Origin of the sequence: Streptomyces lincolnensis (genome assembly GCF_001685355.1) — a bacterium.
In the GTDB taxonomy this organism is placed as follows: Bacteria; Actinomycetota; Actinomycetes; order Streptomycetales; family Streptomycetaceae; genus Streptomyces; species Streptomyces lincolnensis.
On the sequence record NZ_CP016438.1, the window covers coordinates 7,865,431 to 7,882,001 of the forward strand.

The window sequence follows — 16,571 nt, forward strand, 5'->3', positions numbered from 1 at the left end:
GCTCGCGCCACCCCCGCCGTCCGGGCAGGATGCTGCCCGTAGTCCTTTCACCCGCTCAGGGAGGCCCGGATGACCGGCAGCACGCCTGCGCCCTTCACCGCCGACGACTACCGGGCCCGTATGGAGCGCGCGGCGCGGACCGCCGCCGACGCGGGACTCGCCGGACTCCTGGTGGCACCGGGACCGGACCTGGTGTGGCTCACCGGCTACACGCCCACCGCGACCACCGAACGGCTCACCCTGCTGGTCCTCACCGCCGGCCAGGACCCCGACCCCGTCCTGGTCGTACCCACCCTGGAGGCCCCGGACGCCGCGAAGGCCACCGGCGCGCCCGCCCTCACCCTGCGCGACTGGACCGACGGCAAGGACCCCTACGCCGCCACCGCCGCCCTCCTCGACGGCGCGGGCCGCTTCGGCATCAGCGACAACACCTGGTCCATGCACCTGCTGGGCCTCCAGAAGACGCTGCCCGGCACCTCCTACGCCTCCCTCACCGAGGTCCTGCCGATGCTGCGCGCCGTCAAGGACGCCACCGAGCTGGAGCTGCTGGCGGCCGCGGGAGCGGCCGCGGACGCGACGTTCGAGGAGATCCGGAACGTCGCCTTCACCGGCCGCAGGGAGTCCGAGATCGCCGCGGAACTCGCCCGGCTGCTGCGCCGGCACGGCCACACGACGGTCGACTTCACCATCGTCGCCTCAGGGCCGAACGGCGCAAACCCGCACCACGAGGTCGGCGACCGGGTCATCCAGCCCGGCGACATGGTCGTCCTGGACTTCGGCGGCCTCAAGGACGGCTACGGCTCCGACACCTCCCGCACGGTCCACGTCGGCGAGCCCACCGAGGAGGAGCGCCGGGTCCACGCCGTCGTACGCGAGGCCCAGGAGGCCGGATTCCGTGCCGTCCGGCCCGGCGTGTCCTGCCAGGAGGTCGACCGGGCGGCCCGCGCGGTCATCGCGGATGCCGGGTACGGCGAGTACTTCATCCACCGCACCGGGCACGGCATCGGCGTCACCACCCACGAGCCGCCGTACATGGTCGAGGGCGAGGAGCGGCCCCTCGTGCCCGGCATGTGCTTCTCCGTGGAGCCGGGGATCTATCTGCCCGGCCGTTTCGGGGTACGGATCGAGGACATCGTCACCGTCACCGAGGACGGCGGCCGCCGCCTCAACGACACGTCCCGCGAGATGGTCATAGTGGACTGACCGCCCAGGAGCCCCCCTCCCCCTAGCGACTACGGCGCGACCATGACCCAGGCACCGACACCCAGCGCGGACACCGTTCGCCGACTGGTCCGTTCCCTGCTCAAGGACGGCCCGGCCGGCGCGGCCTACGCCACCGGACCCGAGGTCCGGCCCGTCACCGAGGGCGGCGGGCACGCCACCTGGTGGGTCGGCACCCGCCATGTGCTGCGCCTCGCCCCCGACCACGAAGCCACCGTCCGGCAGCGCCGTGAGCTGCGTCTGCGCGACCTGGTGCGACCGCATCTGCCGGTCGCGGTGCCGACCGGCGTCGCACACGGCGAATGGGCGCCCGGACTGGCCTACACGCTGGACACCAGGGTGCCCGGCGGCTCGGGGGAGGAGCACGACGTGTCCGCCGTCGGTGAGGCCGACCTCGCCGGGCTGCTCACGGGGCTGCGCGAGGTGCCGGTCCGGCAGGCCGAGGCGCTGGGGGTGCCGCGGACCGCTCCGCGCTCCCTGGAGGCGCTGCGCCGGGAGGCCGGGCGGGCCGCCGAACGCCTCGCCCCCGCCGACGAGTTCGACCCCCTGCGCCTGAAGCAGCTGGCGCAGTCCGCCGCCGTCCAGCTCGCCGCGCAGGCCGGTGGAGCGGTGCTCGTCCACCACGACCTCACGGGTGAGCGCCTCGTCGTCAGCGGTGACGGCCGGGTGCGGGGCGTCCTCGGCTGGAGCCACGCGGTCGTCGGTGATCCCGCCGAGGACATCGCCGGCCTCGCCGTCGCCGTCGGCTCCCCGGCCGCCGTCCGCGCCGCCACCCTCGCCGGCTACGGCGCCCGCCCCTGCCTGCGCGGCCTGTGGCTCGCCCGCTGCGACACCGTCATCCGCCTCGCCGCCCGCCTCGAAGGCCGCGACGACAGCCCCCTGCCCCTCCTGCGCACCCGGCTCCGACGCGCCTGGGAGGCGATCCTGCTGGAACGCGTCACGGAACTGCGGGACGAGGAGACGGACGACGCGGAGCTGTAGAGGGGCGAGTGCTGTAGAAGGGCTGGGGCTGTGGCGGCGCCGCCCGGTCACGTCTGGAGCAGCACCACGGCCGACTCCCCGGGTACGTGCAGCACGCCGGCGGCGCCCGGCGCCTCGACGGGCTCCCAGGCGGCCAGGACGAGTGCCTCGCGCGGTCCCAGCGGGATCGTGGCCGTCTCCTTGGCGAGGTTCACGGCGACCCGGACGTCGCCGCGGCGGAAGGCGAGCCAGCGCTCGCGCTCGTCGTGGGCGACCTTGGTGTCGGCGAGGTCGGGGTCGGTGAGGTCCGCCTGCTCGCGGCGCAGGGCGAGGAGCCGGCGGTACCAGGCCAGCACGCGCGCGTGCGGTTCCCGTTCGGGCTCGGACCAGTCGAGGCAGGAACGCTCACGGGTCGCCGGGTCCTGCGGGTCGGGGATGTCCTCCTCGGCCCAGCCGTGCGCCGCGAACTCCCGACGCCTGCCGCGTCGTACCGCCTCGGCGAGCTCGGGATCGGTGTGGTCGGTGAAGAACTGCCAGGGCGTGCCCGCCGCCCACTCCTCGCCCATGAACAGCATCGGGGTGAACGGCGCGGTCAGCATCAGCGTCGCCGCGCAGGCCAGCAGCCCGGGGGAGAGGGTGGCCGACAGACGATCGCCCTGGGCGCGGTTGCCGATCTGGTCGTGGGTCTGCGTGTAGCCGAGGAGCCGGTGCCCCGCCACCCGCGACCGGTCCAGCGGCCGCCCGTGGGAGCGCCCCCGGAAGCTGGAGTACGTCCCGTCGTGGAAGTAGCCGCCGGAGAGCGTCTTGGCGAGCGCCGCGAACGGGGCGCGCGCGAAGTCGGCGTAGTAGCCCTGGGATTCCCCGGTCAGGGCCGTGTGCAGGGTGTGGTGGAAGTCGTCGTTCCACTGCGCGTGCAGGCCGAGACCGCCCTCCGCGCGCGAGGTGATCAGCCGCGGGTCGTTCAGGTCGGACTCGGCGACCAGGAACAGCGGCCTGCCCTGGTCGGCGGCGAGGGCGTCCACCGCCGTGGACAGCTCCTCCAGGAAGTGGCACGCGCGCGTGTCCGCCAGCGCGTGCACCGCGTCCAGGCGCAGCCCGTCGATCCGGTAGTCCCTCAGCCAGGCCAGCGCGCTGCCCAGCAGGAACGCGCGCACCTCGTCCGAGCCCGGCGCGTCCAGGTTCACCGCGGAGCCCCACGGCGTGTGGTGCGTGTCCGTGAAGTACGGCCCGAACCGCGGCAGGTAGTTCCCCGAGGGACCCAGGTGGTTGTGCACCACGTCCAGGACCACACCGAGCCCCAGCTCATGGGCGCGGTCGACGAAGCGTTTCAGTGCCTCAGGGCCGCCGTAGGGCTCGTGCACCGCCCACAGCGAGACGCCCTCGTACCCCCAGCCGTGCTTCCCGGGGAAGGGGCACAGCGGCATCAACTCGACGTGGGTGACGCCCAGTTCGGCCAGGTGCCCGAGCCGTTCGGCGGCCGCGTCCAGGGTGCCCTCGCGCGTGTACGTGCCCACGTGCAGCTCGTACAGCACCGCGCCGGGCAGCGGACGGCCGGCCCAGGGCGTACGCCATGCGTACCGGTCGTGCTCGACGACCGCGCTCAGTCCGTCCGGGCCGTCCGGCTGACGGCGCGAGCGCGGATCGGGCAGTACGGGGCCGTCGTCCAGCGCGAAGCCGTACCGCGAGCCGTCGTGCGCCTCCGCCTCGCCCCTCCACCATCCCGCGCGCTCCGGATCGCGCTCCAACGCGCGCGTGACGCCGTCGCACTGGAGCGTCACACGGTCTGACTGCGGTGCCCACACCTCGAACTGCACGGACGGTTCCCCTTCGTCTGCTCACCGTGATGTAGCCCGTCCATGGTGCTTCAAACGCGATCAATACGCGCTCGAATCCGACCCTTTGCGTCAGGTGTCGTCGGGCACGCGCACGTGGCGGGCGTTCCTGTGTTTTCTGGACACCCGGCGTTCACTGCCCGACAATCACGAACGTGACGTCGTCCTTCGAGTTCAACACGTACCCCGCGCGGCTGTCCGACGCGGAGCGCGACAAGGCGCTGAAGGTGCTCCGCGACGGCGTCGCCATGGGCCGACTGTCGCACGACACGTTCGTCCGGCGGATGGAACTGGCCCTGTCCGCCCGGCGGTCCGACGAACTCGTCGCGCTCACCGCCGACCTGCCCACCGAGAGCCGCCTGTCGCGCCTGGTGTTCGGCACCGTCGAGGCGGTCTCCGGTTTCACCGTACGGCTGCGCAGGGCCTGGCAGGCCGAGCGGCTGCCCAAGCTGCTGCTGCCCCACCCCGGCGGCGGCCACCCGCTGCGCATCGGCCGCGACCCCGCCAACGGTCTGCGCCTGACCCACGAGACGGTCTCCCGGGTGCACGCCGAACTCAGCCGCCAGGGCGGCATGTGGGTGCTGCGGGACCTCGGTTCCACCAACGGCACGACGGTGAACGGCCGTCGGGTCATCGGTGCCGCCGTGGTCCGCGAGGGTGATCAGGTCGGGTTCGGGCGGATGTGGTTCCGGCTCGCGTCCGACTGAGTCGAGCACAGCCCTGGCCTGGGCTTCACCTGCTGTGATGGGTCAAATCCCTTTGCTCTTCGTGGTGTTGACGTACCCGACAAGTCGTGACTGACTGTGCGTACACCATGTACACCAGGTGAACCGACGGCACCACATTGTGGAGGTGTGCCCTGCCGCCCCTCCTCCGCTACCCGACCGTCGACGAACTCGGCGCCAGGGCGGCCGCCCTGGTCGCCCGCCACCCCGGGAACGCCCGACTGCGCCGGGCTGGCCTGTCCCGCGCGGGCACGCCCCTGTGGCTGCTCTGCGTCGGTCACGGCAGCCGGCAGGCCCTCGTCGTCGCCGGCCCGCACGCCAACGAACCCGTGGGCGGCGCCACCGCCCTGCGGCTGGCCGAGCGGGCCCTGGCCGACCCCCGGCTCACCGAGGGCGCCGACGTCACCTGGAACCTGCTGCTCTGCCTCGACCCCGACGGCCTGCGCCGCAACGAGGGCTGGCTGCGCGGCCCCTATACCCTCGACCGCTACTTCCGGAACTTCTTCCGGCCCGGCTTCCTGGAACAGCCCGAATGGCTGCCCGACGGCGCGGCGGCGGCCGCCCTGCCGGAGACCCGCGCCCTGCTCGACCTCCACGACGAACTGCGGCCCGTCTTCCAGTGCTCCCTGCACGGCGTCGACGTCGGCGGCGGCTTCGTCGAACTCACCCGCGACCTGCCCGGCCTCGCCCGGCGCGTCGCGCGCATCGCGGCCGGCCTCGGCATCCCCCGCGAACTCGGCCCCTACGACACCCTGTACTGGCCCAACCTGGGCCCGGCCGTCTACCGCATCCCGCCGCCGAGCCGGGGCGACCTGGCCGCGGCCATAACGGAGGCCGCCGTGGAGTCCACCTGGTACCACCCCCATCGGTACGGCACCGTGACGGCCGTCGTCGAGGCGCCCATGTGGGGCGTGGCGGCGGTGGAGGACGACAGCCCGCCCGTGGACGGCTCCGGGATCCTGCGGACCGTGAGCCACGGGCTGCGCGGCGACGCCCGCCTGCTGGAGGTGCTCCTCGCGCGGATCCGGCCGTACGTCTCGGCCGTCCCGGACGCGGCCCGGCTGCTCGCCCCGGTCGAGGACTATTTACTGGTCTGCCCCGGCCTCGCCGACACCTGGGACCCCGACGTCCCCGACGGCGCCCGCCCGCTGCCGCTGCTCAGCACCGGCCACCTCGCCGCCCTGCGCATCGCCGGACGCAGGCTGGCCCTGCGCACGGCGGGGCTCCTGCACCAGCTCGTGACCCGCGCCGGCATCGACCCGGCCGGTGCGCTGCCCGAGCTGGACCGGCTGATCGACGAGTGGTGCGCCGACTACCGCGACGGCTGCGGGGCGCGCTGGATCCCGGTCGCCCGCCAGGTGGAGTACCAGTCCCGGGTGGTGCTCGCCGCGTTCGACCTCGCCGCACGGCGCGCGTCCGCTCCCTCCCGTTCGGGTGAGTCGGGCTGGGGTACCGAAGCCGCCGTGCCGATGCATCGGGAATGACCCACACCACGTACACCACCACGGCGAAAGCCGTCCGCGGCGGGCTCCTGGGCGCGGCCGCCGTCCTCCTCCTCGCCGGCGCCGCCCCGGCGCGGGCGATCCCGCAGGAGACCGCCCGCGGCGACTGGCTCTTCGTCACCGTCACCACGGGCGACGCCCGCTCCAGCGACACACGCGGCACCCTGCTGCTGTGCGACCCGCCCCAGGGCCACGGCCACGCCGCCGAGGCCTGTGCCCAGCTGACGGCGGCCCGCGGCGACATCCGCGCCATCGCGCCCCGGGACGTCCTGTGCCCGATGGTCCACGCACCGGTGACCGCCCGCGCGCGCGGACAGTGGAACGGACGGTCCGTCGACTACGCGGAGACCTTCACCAACACGTGTGTCATGGGTGCGCGGACCGGCGCCGTCTTCGCCCTCGACGGCTGACCTCTCGCCCGCCACGGCTCTCTACGCCCGGTTCCGGGCGTACAGAGCCGTCGCGACCACTGTGCGGGCCTGGTGCACGACCTGGTGCTCCAAGGGCACCCAACGGGCCTTGAAGCGGTCCGCGAAGGCGTCGCTCCAGGTCGCGACGAGGCGTTCGAGACCTGGGGCCGCCCGGTCGTCGGTCGCCCGCAGCACCCGCAGCAGCATGGCCGCGGCCCGCAGCGGCAGCCGACGGGCGAAGGCGTCGACACTGCCGATGTAGGCCTTGGAGTTGTCGGCGGGCGGGGTGTGGATCCAGTCCGCGGCCAGCCCCGGCACCAGCTCCATCCCCCAGGTCGCGGCCCGCAGCAGCGGATCGTCGAGGCCCTGGAGCCGCGGCAGCGCCTCCGCGAGCACCCGCTGCACCTCCCGTGTGTCCCGCAGCAGCCGGCCCGCGAGCCGGCTCATCGCCGCGGCCGGCGCCGGGTGCGGGGCCGGATCGTCCACCAGGTCGCCGGCCCACATCGGCACCTCGACGATCGCGGTCAGCCCGCCGTACCGATGGATGTGGTGCCAGGTACTGTGCCGGGCGTCGTCCGGCATGCTCGGGTAGGCGGCGCCCGCGCCCGGCGCGGGCATCACATGCACGCCCGGCCCCGAGGCGGGCCAGCCCGCGGCGTCCGAGGCGCCGGCCTCCACCGGGATGTTCAGCTCCGCCGCGGACTTGGCGAACGGCTCCGCGAGACCCGGGACGTCCTTCGTCAACTGCACCCAGGTGCCGCCCAGATCGGTGCCGTGCAGCGTCACCTGGAGATAGGGCCGCAGCTCGTCCATGACCCGCTTCAGCGTGAGAGTCTCGGGCGGCAGCCGGTCGGGCGGGAGCAGGGACGGCGACCACTCCGGCTGCTCCGGACCCGCGGGACGGAAGAAGCCGAGGTGGTACTCGAACAGGCTGCGCGGCGCCGGGGTGACGTGCAGACTCGCCCCGTCCGGATCGGCGCACAGCAGGAAGTGCCAGGACGTGTCCGACCGCAACCGCCCCTCGCACAGCACGCGTCGGGCCACCGCGAGGGCCGTGAGGCCGCCGGTCGGCTCGTTGGAGTGGGCGCCCGCGACCACCAGGACGGCCCGCCGGGCCCGGCCTATGGACAGCAGATGCAGAGGCCGTCCGGCCCGCGACTCGCCCACCTGGCGCAAGCTGCACACACCAGGCCGATACGCGGCCAACGCTCCTGCGGTCGCGGTCAGTTCGGTCACCGTGGGGTAGCGCAGCTCCGGCAGGAGACTCACCCCCGACACATCCGCCCGGCTTCGCATCCGCAGTACCCCACGGCCTGGTTTACGTGTCAAGGACCTCATGGGGGAGGCTCCAGGGGGCGCCAAGATGCATTTCCCGGCAGCAGGTAGAACCGTTGGTGTTGGCGGGTACGAGCAGCCGGAACGCGCGCGAGCGTGAGCCGTCACGACGGACGGGGTCACTCCGGCTCCGCGCCGTCCACGCGCTCCAGCAACGCGACCGGCAGCCGCTCGAAAAGCTCCTCCACGCGCGCGTGCCCCGTGAACTCCCGTCCCGCGGACAGCACATCGGCCCACCGCCCGGGCGGCAGCGGCAGCACGGTCTCGCGCCAGCCGCCCGCCTGCGCCAGCCGCAGCGACAGCCGCGTCACGGCCGTGACCACCTCGCCCGAGCGTGCGAAGGCGGCACAGTGGGCCGCCGCCGGACCCTCGGCGGTCAACGGCGCGTACGTCGCCGCGTCGCCGAAGACCTCGGGCCGCCGGGCGCGCAGCCGCAGCGCCGCCCGGGTCACCTCGCCCTTGGTGCCGGGGTCCTCCGGCGGGAACCGCACCGGCCGCCGGTTGTCCGGGTCCACCAGCGCCCGGTACTCGGCCTCCGTGCCCTGGTAGACGTCCGGCACGCCCGGCATCGTCAGGTGGACCAGGGCGGTGCCGAGCACGTTGGCCCGGACGGACGGCTCCAGCCTGCTGCGCAGAGCGGTCACGTGCTCGCCGGGCGCCCCGCACGGACCCGCCGCCACGAATGCCGCCACCGCCTCCTCGTAGGCGGGCTCCTGCTCCGTCCAGCTCGTGTACAGCCCGGCCTCCCGCACATGCTTCAGCAGTGCCCCCCGGACGCGGTCCGCGGACGCCGGGCCGAGCCCGAACACCGTCTGCCAGGCCGCCCACGCCAGTTGCGCGTCCGGCACCCCGTCGCCGGTGCGCGTCACCTCGGCCAGCGCGTCGGCCCACTGCTCCGGGCACTCGGTGAGCACCGCGAGGGCCGCCCGCACGTCGGCACTGCGCTTGGTGTCGTGCGTCGACACGACGGTCCCGGACAGCGGCCAGTCGCGCTGCACGCGCGCGCAGTAGGCGTGGAAGTCCGCCACGGACACCGCCGGACCGCCCGGGTTCCCGCCCACCTCGGTGGCCGACAGCAGCGGCACATGACGGTAGAACGCCGTGTCCTCCACCGACTTGGCGCGCAGCGCCGACGCCGTCTGCGCGAACCGTGCCCGGAACTCCACGTGGTCCGGTCCGTCGCCGTACCGCCCGAGCACCAGGTCACGGACGACGTCGACGGCCCCCGCCTCCTCCGGGACGACGAACGCCGACCGGGCCTCGGCCGCCGCCGCCTCGGTGACGACCAGCGCCGGATCGCCGGAGGCGTACGGCCGGTACACCTCCAGCCGCACGAGAAGCTCCTGGAGCGCGGTGCGCAGCGCCCAGGGCGCCCGGTCGCGCAGCGCGGGCTCCGGCGCCAGGGCGCACAGGCGGCTCGTCACCCGGGTCAGCCGCTCCACCTCAGTGGCCAGCTCATGGGTGATCACCTTGTACGCCGCCCGCCGTACCGTCGCCTCCCAGTCGCCGCCCCGGTCCGTCTGCGGGGCCGCGAACCGCCGGTACTGGCCGAGCAGTTCGCCGAAGCCCGCCGGATCCGTGAAGAGGCCGTCCACGTGCCGCAGGGCGTCGTAGCCGGTGGTGCCGGCCACCGGCCAGGACGCCGGCAGCCGCTCCCCGTCGGCGAGGATCTTCTCCACGACCGTCCAGCGGCCCCCGGTCGCCTCGTGCAGCCGCCGCAGATAGGCGTCCGGATCGGCGAGCCCGTCGGGATGGTCGACGCGCAGTCCGTCGACCACGCCCTCGTGCAGCAGCCGCAGGATCGTGGCGTGGGTCGCCTCGAACACCTCCGGGTCCTCGACGCGCAGCCCGATGAGCTCCGAGATGCTGAAGAAACGCCGGTAGTTGAGTTCCGTACGGGCCAGCCGCCACCACACCGGGCGGTACCACTGCGCGTCCAGCAGCTGGGGCAGCGGCAGCTTCTCGGTGCCCTCGCGCAACGGGAAGGCATGGTCGTAGTAGCGCAGCAGGTTCCCGTCGACCTCCAGCCGGTCGATCTCAGTGCCGAGCGGTGCGCCGAGCACCGGCAGGAGCAGCTGGCCGCCCTGTGCCTCCCAGTCGATGTCGAACCAGCGCGCGCAGGGCGACGTGGGGCCCTCGCGCAGGACCTCCCACAGGGCGTGGTTGTGGCGCGGGGCCATGGCCATGTGGTTCGGCACGATGTCCAGCACCAGGCCGAGCCCGTGCTCCCGCGCGGTGCGCGACAGCGCCCGCAGTCCGTCCTCGCCGCCCAGTTCCTCGCGTACGCGCGCGTGGTCCACGACGTCGTAGCCGTGCGTCGAGCCCGGCACCGCCTCCAGGACGGGGGACAGGTGCACGTGCGAGACGCCGAGCGAGGCCAGGTACGGCACGACCGCCGCGGCGGCGCCGAACGGGAACTCGGGCTGCAACTGAAGCCGGTAGGTGGCCGTCGGCACCGCCGGGTCGTGTCGCTCAGGTGTCATGCAGACCTACGTACCCGCCCGGCCGCCTTTCGTGTCATCGCGGCGGCCATGTGCCGCAGCGACGTCGGGACGGACCGATGCCGTCCCGACGCTCACGTCGCGACGATCCCGTACCGTCCCGACGTCGCGGGACCCCGCCTCACACCGGCCGCTGCAACACCGTCATGCTCCGGTCCACCAGCGTCAGCCGGTCCCCGGCCTGCACCTTGGCCCCCGGGTCCGCCGGCAGCCCGTCCGGGCGGGAGGTGTCGACGACCACCTGCCACTGGCGGCCGTGGTTGACCGGCACCACGAAGTCCAGCGTCCCGGGCGAGGCGTTGAACATCAGCAGGAACGAGTCGTCGGCGACCCGCTCGCCGCGGGGACCGGGCTCGGAGATGGCGTTGCCGTTGAGGAACACGGTGAGGGCGGAGGCCCGCGCCGAGTCCCAGTCCCGCTGGGTCATCTCCGGGCCCTCGGGCGTGAACCAGGCGATGTCGGACAACTCGTCGTGGGTGCCCTCCACCGGCCGCCCGTGGAAGAAGCGCCGCCGCCGGAACACCGGATGGTCCTTGCGCAGCCACACCATCGCGCGCGTGAACGCCAGCAGTTCGGCGCCGATCCCGGCGTCCTCCTCCGGCCACCGGACCCAGGCCAGCTCGCTGTCCTGGCAGTACGCGTTGTTGTTGCCGCGCTGGGTGCGCGCGACCTCGTCGCCGTGGCTGATCATCGGCACGCCCTGGGACAGCATCAGCGTGGCGATGAAGTTCCGCATCTGCCGGGCCCGCAGCTCCAGTACGTCCGGGTCGTCGGTGTCACCCTCCACGCCGCAGTTCCAGGACCGGTTGTGGCTCTCGCCGTCCCGGTTGTCCTCGCCGTTGGCGTCGTTGTGCTTGTCGTTGTACGACACGAGGTCGTGCAGCGTGAAGCCGTCGTGGCAGGTCACGAAGTTGATGGAGGCCAGAGGGCGCCGCCCGTCGTCCTGGTACAGGTCGGAGGACCCGGTCAGCCGGGACGCGAACTCCGCGAGCGAGCGGGTGTCGCCCCGCCACAGGTCCCGCACGGTGTCGCGGTACATGCCGTTCCACTCGGTCCACAGCGGCGGGAAGTTGCCCACCTGGTAGCCGCCCTCGCCGACGTCCCACGGCTCGGCGATCAGCTTCACCTGGGAGACCACCGGATCCTGCTGCACCAGGTCGAAGAACGACGACAGCCGGTCCACCTCGTGGAACTGCCGCGCCAGCGTCGCCGCGAGATCGAAGCGGAACCCGTCGACATGCATGTCGGTCACCCAGTACCGCAGCGAGTCCATGATCAGCTGAAGGACGTGCGGGGAGCGCATGAGCAGCGAGTTCCCGGTGCCCGTGGTGTCCATGTAGTAGCGCGGATCGTCCGTCAGCCGGTAGTACTGCGGGTTGTCGAGGCCCTTGAAGGACAGCGTCGGGCCCAGGTGGTTGCCCTCGGCGGTGTGGTTGTAGACCACGTCGAGGATCACCTCTATGCCCGCCTCGTGCAGGGCCCGCACCGCCGACTTGAACTCCAGGACCTGCTGGCCGCGGTCGCCCCAGGAGGCGTACGCGTTGTGCGGGGCGAAGAAGCCGATGGTGTTGTAGCCCCAGTAGTTGTTCAGACCCATGTCCACCAGGCGGTGGTCGTTCACGAACTGGTGGACCGGCATCAACTCCAGGGTGGTGACGCCCAGTTCCACCAGGTGCTCGATGATCGCGGGATGCGCCAGGGCGGCGTAGGTCCCGCGCAGTTCCTCCGGCAGCCCCGGGTGGCTCATCGTGAGGCCCTTGACATGCGCCTCGTAGATCACCGTCTCGTGGTACCCGATGCGCGGCCGCCGGTCGTCGCCCCAGTCGAAGTACGGGTTGACCACGACCGACGTCATCATGTGCGGCGCCGAGTCCAGGTCGTTGCGCCGGTCGGGGGCGTCGAAGTGGTAGCCGTACACCTCCTCGCCCCAGCCGATGGATCCGCTGATCGCGCGCGCGTAGGGGTCGAGCAGCAGCTTCGCCGAGTTGCACCGCAGCCCGCGCTCGGGGGCGTACGGGCCGTGCGCCCGGAAGCCGTAGCGCTGGCCCGGCATCACGCCGGGGAGGTACGCGTGCCGTACGAACGCGTCGCTCTCCCGCAGTTCCACCGCCGTCTCCGAGCCGTCGTCGTGCAGCAGACACAGCTCTACTCGGTCCGCGGCCTCCGAGAAGACCGCGAAGTTGGTGCCGGCGCCGTCGTACGTGGCACCGAGTGGATACGCCTCTCCAGGCCAGACCTGCATGGATACGACTCTTTCAGGTGTCCGGCGCCGCTGGTGGCGCCTTGGCCCCGAGTGTCCCCGAAAGTGAGGGAACCACCTATGACTTACGTCCCTCTTACCGAGCGACCAGTGCATACGCCGCTCACATGAGTGACGTGTGCCGAACCAATGGGGCGAAAACGTACTCCCGGGGAAGCAGGGGGAGTAGGGGGAAGATGTGCGCGAGCTAGTGCACCGTCATCTGGGCAAGGTGGTGGCCGGTGCGGCCATAGCGGTGGCCGGGACCGCCGTGATGATCGGGATCACCCTGCCGGGCACGGCGGGGGCCGACGACACGGGGGGCACCGGCGGCGGCACCCGGGCCGCACAGCAGGCGGGACAGGGCCAGGAACAGGGGCAGGGGCCGGGCGCCGCCGTCGAGCCCGGTGTCGTCGCCCAGGCCCCGGCCGAGGGCGAGAAGGGCCAGGGCCGCGACCCGCTGACCGGCGACGAGATCACGCGGGTCGAGAAACTCGCCGTGAACCAGCAGCTGTTCACCACCAGTGAGGACGTCGAGGGCGAGCGCGGCCCCCAGCGCCTCACCGTGGACCTCGCCGAGCCCGAGGCCGACGAGGTCGACGCCGCGGACGCGCCCCGGCGCGCCGACGTCACGTTCTACGACTACCGGGACGACACCCTCGTCACCAGGACCGTCGACCTCGACAGCGGCAAGGTCGTACGGACCGACACCCAGCGCGGCGTCCAGCCGCCGCCGAGCCGGGCCGAGAACATCGAGGCGGCGAACCTCCTGCTCGCCGACCCGCTCGGCGCGGGCCTCAAGGCGGACTACAAGGACGCCACCGGCAAGGACCTCACCTCCACCGACCAGCTCCGGCTCAGCGGCGGGATCTACCGCGCCAGTGCGGGCGCCCAGCCGGCCGCGCTCGACAGCTGCGGCGAGCACCGGTGCGTGCGGCTCTTCGTGAAGGTCGACAAGGGGCCGTGGATCGACGCCCGGTCCCTGGTGGTCGACCTGAGCGCCCGCAAGGTCGTCGACCTCGGCCGCTGAACCCGCCTCCGTCCACTTTTCCACCCCGCATCTCCTGCAAGGGAGTCACTTCTTCATGCGCGTGAACAGACTCAGCCCTGCCCGCCGGCGGACGGCCGTGGGCCTCACCGTGGCCGGGCTCGCCGCCGGACTGACCACCGGCACCGCCCCGGCCGCCGCCGAACCGAAGGCCGCCCCCGCGGCGGCCGCCGCCGAGTGCAGCGCCGCCTACCGCATCGAGCAGAAGCTCGCCGGCGGCACCACCTGGCGGATGTGCTGGCGCTACGACAACAAGGCCGGACTCGTCCTGGAGAACATCTCCTACCAGCCCAAGGGCGAGACCCGGCCGATCAAGGTCCTCAACAGCGCCCGGCTCGGCCAGATCCACGTCCCCTACGACGACGGACAGCACGAGTACGACGACCTGACGGGCGAGGGCTTCGCCCAGGGCCTGATGCCCCTGGCGCCGGCCGAGTGCCCCGGCGGCACCATCAGGAGCGTCAAGGTCATGGACGCCTGGAACGAGACGAGTTCCGACGTCACCGGCCTGTGCTCCACCACCCGCTCCCGCGGCCACGCCTACCGCATGCAGACCGACCCCGAGAGCAAGGTCCACCAGGCCCAGGGCAAGGACCTGCTCGTCTACACCGTCAACCAGGTCGGCTGGTACGAGTACATCACCGAGTGGCGCTTCCAGGACGACGGCACCCTCCACATGAACGTCGGGGCGACCGGCAGCCTGTCCTGGGACGACTACGACGCCGGCGACGGACGTGGCTGGCCCATCGGCAAGGGCCGCAAGGCCGCCGCCACCAGCCACAGCCACAATGCCTTCTGGCGGCTCGACTTCGGCCTCGACGGCTCCTCCAGGAACCGCGTCGAGCAGTACGACTCGGCCGTCACCGCCCCCGCGCCCGGGCAGGAGGCACCCACCACCAAGACCACCCGCACCAAGGTCACCAAGGAACTCGCCGGCGACGCCGAGCCGTACCGCTGGTGGCGGGTGGTCAGCGCGATCGGCAGGAACAAGGACGGGCACGCGCGGTCCTACGAGATCGTCCCCGGCGCCTCCACCAAATACCCGGGCCGCAGCTACACCAAGCACGACCTCTACTTCACCCAGTACAACCGGTGCGAGCTGTTCGCCACCCACAACCCCGGTGCCTGCGGCGCCGGAGCGGGCAAGTCCGTCGACAAATGGGTCGACGGACAGGACCTCACGCACCCGGTGGCCTGGATGAACATCGGGTTCCACCACATCGCCAGGGACGAGGACCAGCAGCCCATGCCGGTCCACTGGCAGGGCTTCTCCGTCGTCCCGCGCGACGTCACCGCTATGAATCCGCTCACTCCCGCCGACCTCGCCTGGCAGAACGGGCACTGGGAGGACCGGGGTTGAGAATTGACCCTGTCCATCCGGCTGCACCGCCGACCGCTCCCGGAGTACCCTTCCTTGATCGTTGGGACGGGGATGCTCGGGGGAGCGGAAGGCGGTGCGCGGGTGGGCTCGGGAGGGCTGGAGCTGCCCCCTGGTGACGAGGGTCACGAGGGGAACTCCGCAGACGTCCCGCCCGGCGCGGTGTCCCTGGCCCGGCCGATGGACGCGGGGGCCATCGGGCCGGAGCTGGACTGGGACGCCGACGCCTGGCGCGAGGTGCGCACCCGTGCCCAGCGGGCCGGCCGGGCCTACATCTGGCTGAACCTCGTCGAACAGCGGCTGCGGTCCGTCGTGGCCGCGGTGCTGCGCCCCATCTACGAACCCGTCCACGGTGACGACTGGGTGGTCGCCGCCGCCGGACCTGCCGGCCAGGAGTGGGTCCAGCGCGCCGTCGCCGTACGCGAAGTCAGCCGCCGCAAGGGCTACTTGCTCGACCCGGCCGACGACAACGTCCTCAGCTTCCTCACCCTGCCGCAGCTGCGCGAGCTGATGGTGCAGCACTGGCCCTGCTTCGAGCCGTACTTCGACGACCGCCGGGACCTCGAACTCGCCCTGGACGAGCTGGAGGTGACCCGCAACGTCGTCTCCCGCAACCGCGCCCTGTCCGAGGCCGTCCTGGGCCAGGCCGAGCGGGCCTCGGCGCGGCTGCTGGAGACGCTCGGCACGGGCGGCGACGTGCCCTCGGCGCGCCGGCTGCCCGTCGACGCGGTCGAGGAACTCGTCGGCGACCGGTACGCGGACGTCGTCGCCGTGCACTCCGACCGGGTGCGGCTGCTGCGGCAGTTCCCCGCCGAGGACATCTTCGGCAGCGCCCGCCGCCTCGACGCGGCCGGTATCGGCCTCAACCTGCTCGTGCAGAACTTCTCCGGCCGCCGCCTGGTCCGCCTCGCCGAGTCCGGCTGCCGGGTCCGGCTGCTGTTCCTGAACCCGGCCTCCAGCGCGGTCAAACGGCGTGAGCGCGAACTCGGCCTGAAACGGGGCGAGTTGAGCCGATCCGTCGAGATGAACATCCTCCACATGCGCCGGGTGCGCTCGAAGCTGCGCGATCCCGGGGCCTTCGAGATCCAGGTCTACGACGAGACACCCCGCTTCACGGCCTACCTCGTCGACGGCGACGGCTCGGACGGCATCGCCGTGGTGCAGTCGTATCTGCGGCGCTCACGGGGGATGGAGGCACCGGTCCTGGTGCTGCGCGGCGGGAGCAGGCTGGTCAAGCCGGGCGAAGTCGACGAGAGCGGTCTCTTCCCGACGTATCGCGAGGAGTTCGAGCTGGCTTGGGCGGATTCGCGCCCGGTGTCCTGAACCGTCCCCGTGCGGTCCGGCCAAGCGGAACGCGGTCCTCTGATTGTCAGTGGCCCATGGGAAGGTGGAGACCACTGGGGGAAAGCACCACCAAGAA

General features: G+C 72.6%; 12 protein-coding genes. 8 read left to right on the forward strand and 4 right to left on the reverse strand.

Annotation, left to right across the window (positions count from 1 at the left end; genetic code table 11):
- The first annotated feature begins 69 nt into the window (after window positions 1–69).
- Together SLINC_RS34785 and SLINC_RS34790 are read left to right on the forward strand one after the other, a co-directional pair.
- On the forward strand, window positions 70–1,203 hold the full coding sequence (locus SLINC_RS34785; RefSeq protein ID WP_067441834.1) for a M24 family metallopeptidase: 1,134 nt from the start codon (window positions 70–72) through the stop codon (window positions 1,201–1,203).
- A 42-nt stretch (window positions 1,204–1,245) separates the two neighbouring features.
- Entirely contained in the window at window positions 1,246–2,202 is a 957-nt protein-coding gene (locus tag SLINC_RS34790) for an aminoglycoside phosphotransferase family protein (RefSeq protein ID WP_067441837.1), read from the forward strand.
- Window positions 2,203–2,249: 47 nt separating this feature from the next.
- Here SLINC_RS34790 and treZ read toward each other — a convergent pair whose 3' ends face one another.
- On the reverse strand, window positions 2,250–3,995 hold the full coding sequence (treZ, locus tag SLINC_RS34795; protein WP_067441840.1) for a malto-oligosyltrehalose trehalohydrolase: 1,746 nt from the start codon (window positions 3,993–3,995) through the stop codon (window positions 2,250–2,252).
- 173 nt (window positions 3,996–4,168) lie between these two features.
- Between treZ and SLINC_RS34800 the strand changes: the two genes are divergently transcribed.
- The 3 genes from SLINC_RS34800 to SLINC_RS34810 all read left to right on the forward strand — a co-directional run bounded on the left by SLINC_RS34800 (window position 4,169) and on the right by SLINC_RS34810 (window position 6,650).
- Window positions 4,169–4,720 carry a DUF1707 and FHA domain-containing protein gene (locus SLINC_RS34800; protein ID WP_067441842.1) on the forward strand — a complete coding sequence of 184 codons (552 nt, stop codon included), beginning with the start codon at window positions 4,169–4,171 and terminating at the stop codon, window positions 4,718–4,720.
- 137 nt (window positions 4,721–4,857) lie between these two features.
- Window positions 4,858–6,222 carry a M14 family zinc carboxypeptidase gene (locus SLINC_RS34805; protein WP_067441845.1) on the forward strand — a complete coding sequence of 455 codons (1,365 nt, stop codon included), beginning with the start codon at window positions 4,858–4,860 and terminating at the stop codon, window positions 6,220–6,222.
- The gene (locus SLINC_RS34810; RefSeq protein ID WP_067441848.1) at window positions 6,219–6,650 is read left to right on the forward strand and encodes an SSI family serine proteinase inhibitor; all 432 of its coding nucleotides are present in this window, start codon (window positions 6,219–6,221) and stop codon (window positions 6,648–6,650) included. Before SLINC_RS34805 ends, SLINC_RS34810 begins: the two co-directional genes overlap by 4 nt.
- 21 nt (window positions 6,651–6,671) lie before the next feature.
- Here SLINC_RS34810 and SLINC_RS34815 read toward each other — a convergent pair whose 3' ends face one another.
- The 3 genes from SLINC_RS34815 to glgX form a co-directional block, all read right to left on the reverse strand.
- Window positions 6,672–7,919 carry a M14 family zinc carboxypeptidase gene (locus SLINC_RS34815; protein ID WP_067441851.1) on the reverse strand — a complete coding sequence of 416 codons (1,248 nt, stop codon included), beginning with the start codon at window positions 7,917–7,919 and terminating at the stop codon, window positions 6,672–6,674.
- Between the two features lie 185 nt (window positions 7,920–8,104).
- The gene (gene treY, locus SLINC_RS34820) at window positions 8,105–10,468 is read right to left on the reverse strand and encodes a malto-oligosyltrehalose synthase (protein WP_067441853.1); all 2,364 of its coding nucleotides are present in this window, start codon (window positions 10,466–10,468) and stop codon (window positions 8,105–8,107) included.
- 139 nt (window positions 10,469–10,607) lie between these two features.
- Window positions 10,608–12,728 carry a glycogen debranching protein GlgX gene (gene glgX, locus SLINC_RS34825; protein ID WP_067441855.1) on the reverse strand — a complete coding sequence of 707 codons (2,121 nt, stop codon included), beginning with the start codon at window positions 12,726–12,728 and terminating at the stop codon, window positions 10,608–10,610.
- A gap of 196 nt (window positions 12,729–12,924) precedes the next feature.
- Here glgX and SLINC_RS34830 point away from each other — a divergent pair, with 196 nt between their 5' ends.
- The 3 genes from SLINC_RS34830 (at window position 12,925) to SLINC_RS34840 (ending at window position 16,474) form a co-directional block, all read left to right on the forward strand.
- Complete coding sequence (locus tag SLINC_RS34830; protein WP_067441858.1) at window positions 12,925–13,755, forward strand: Tat pathway signal sequence domain protein; 831 nt, start codon at window positions 12,925–12,927, stop codon at window positions 13,753–13,755.
- 55 nt (window positions 13,756–13,810) lie between these two features.
- Window positions 13,811–15,133: a copper amine oxidase gene (locus SLINC_RS34835; RefSeq protein WP_067441861.1), complete on the forward strand. Its 1,323-nt coding sequence runs from the start codon at window positions 13,811–13,813 to the stop codon at window positions 15,131–15,133.
- Window positions 15,134–15,205: 72 nt separating this feature from the next.
- Window positions 15,206–16,474 carry an SAV2148 family HEPN domain-containing protein gene (locus SLINC_RS34840; RefSeq protein WP_182449320.1) on the forward strand — a complete coding sequence of 423 codons (1,269 nt, stop codon included), beginning with the start codon at window positions 15,206–15,208 and terminating at the stop codon, window positions 16,472–16,474.
- The last annotated feature ends 97 nt before the right edge of the window (window positions 16,475–16,571 follow it).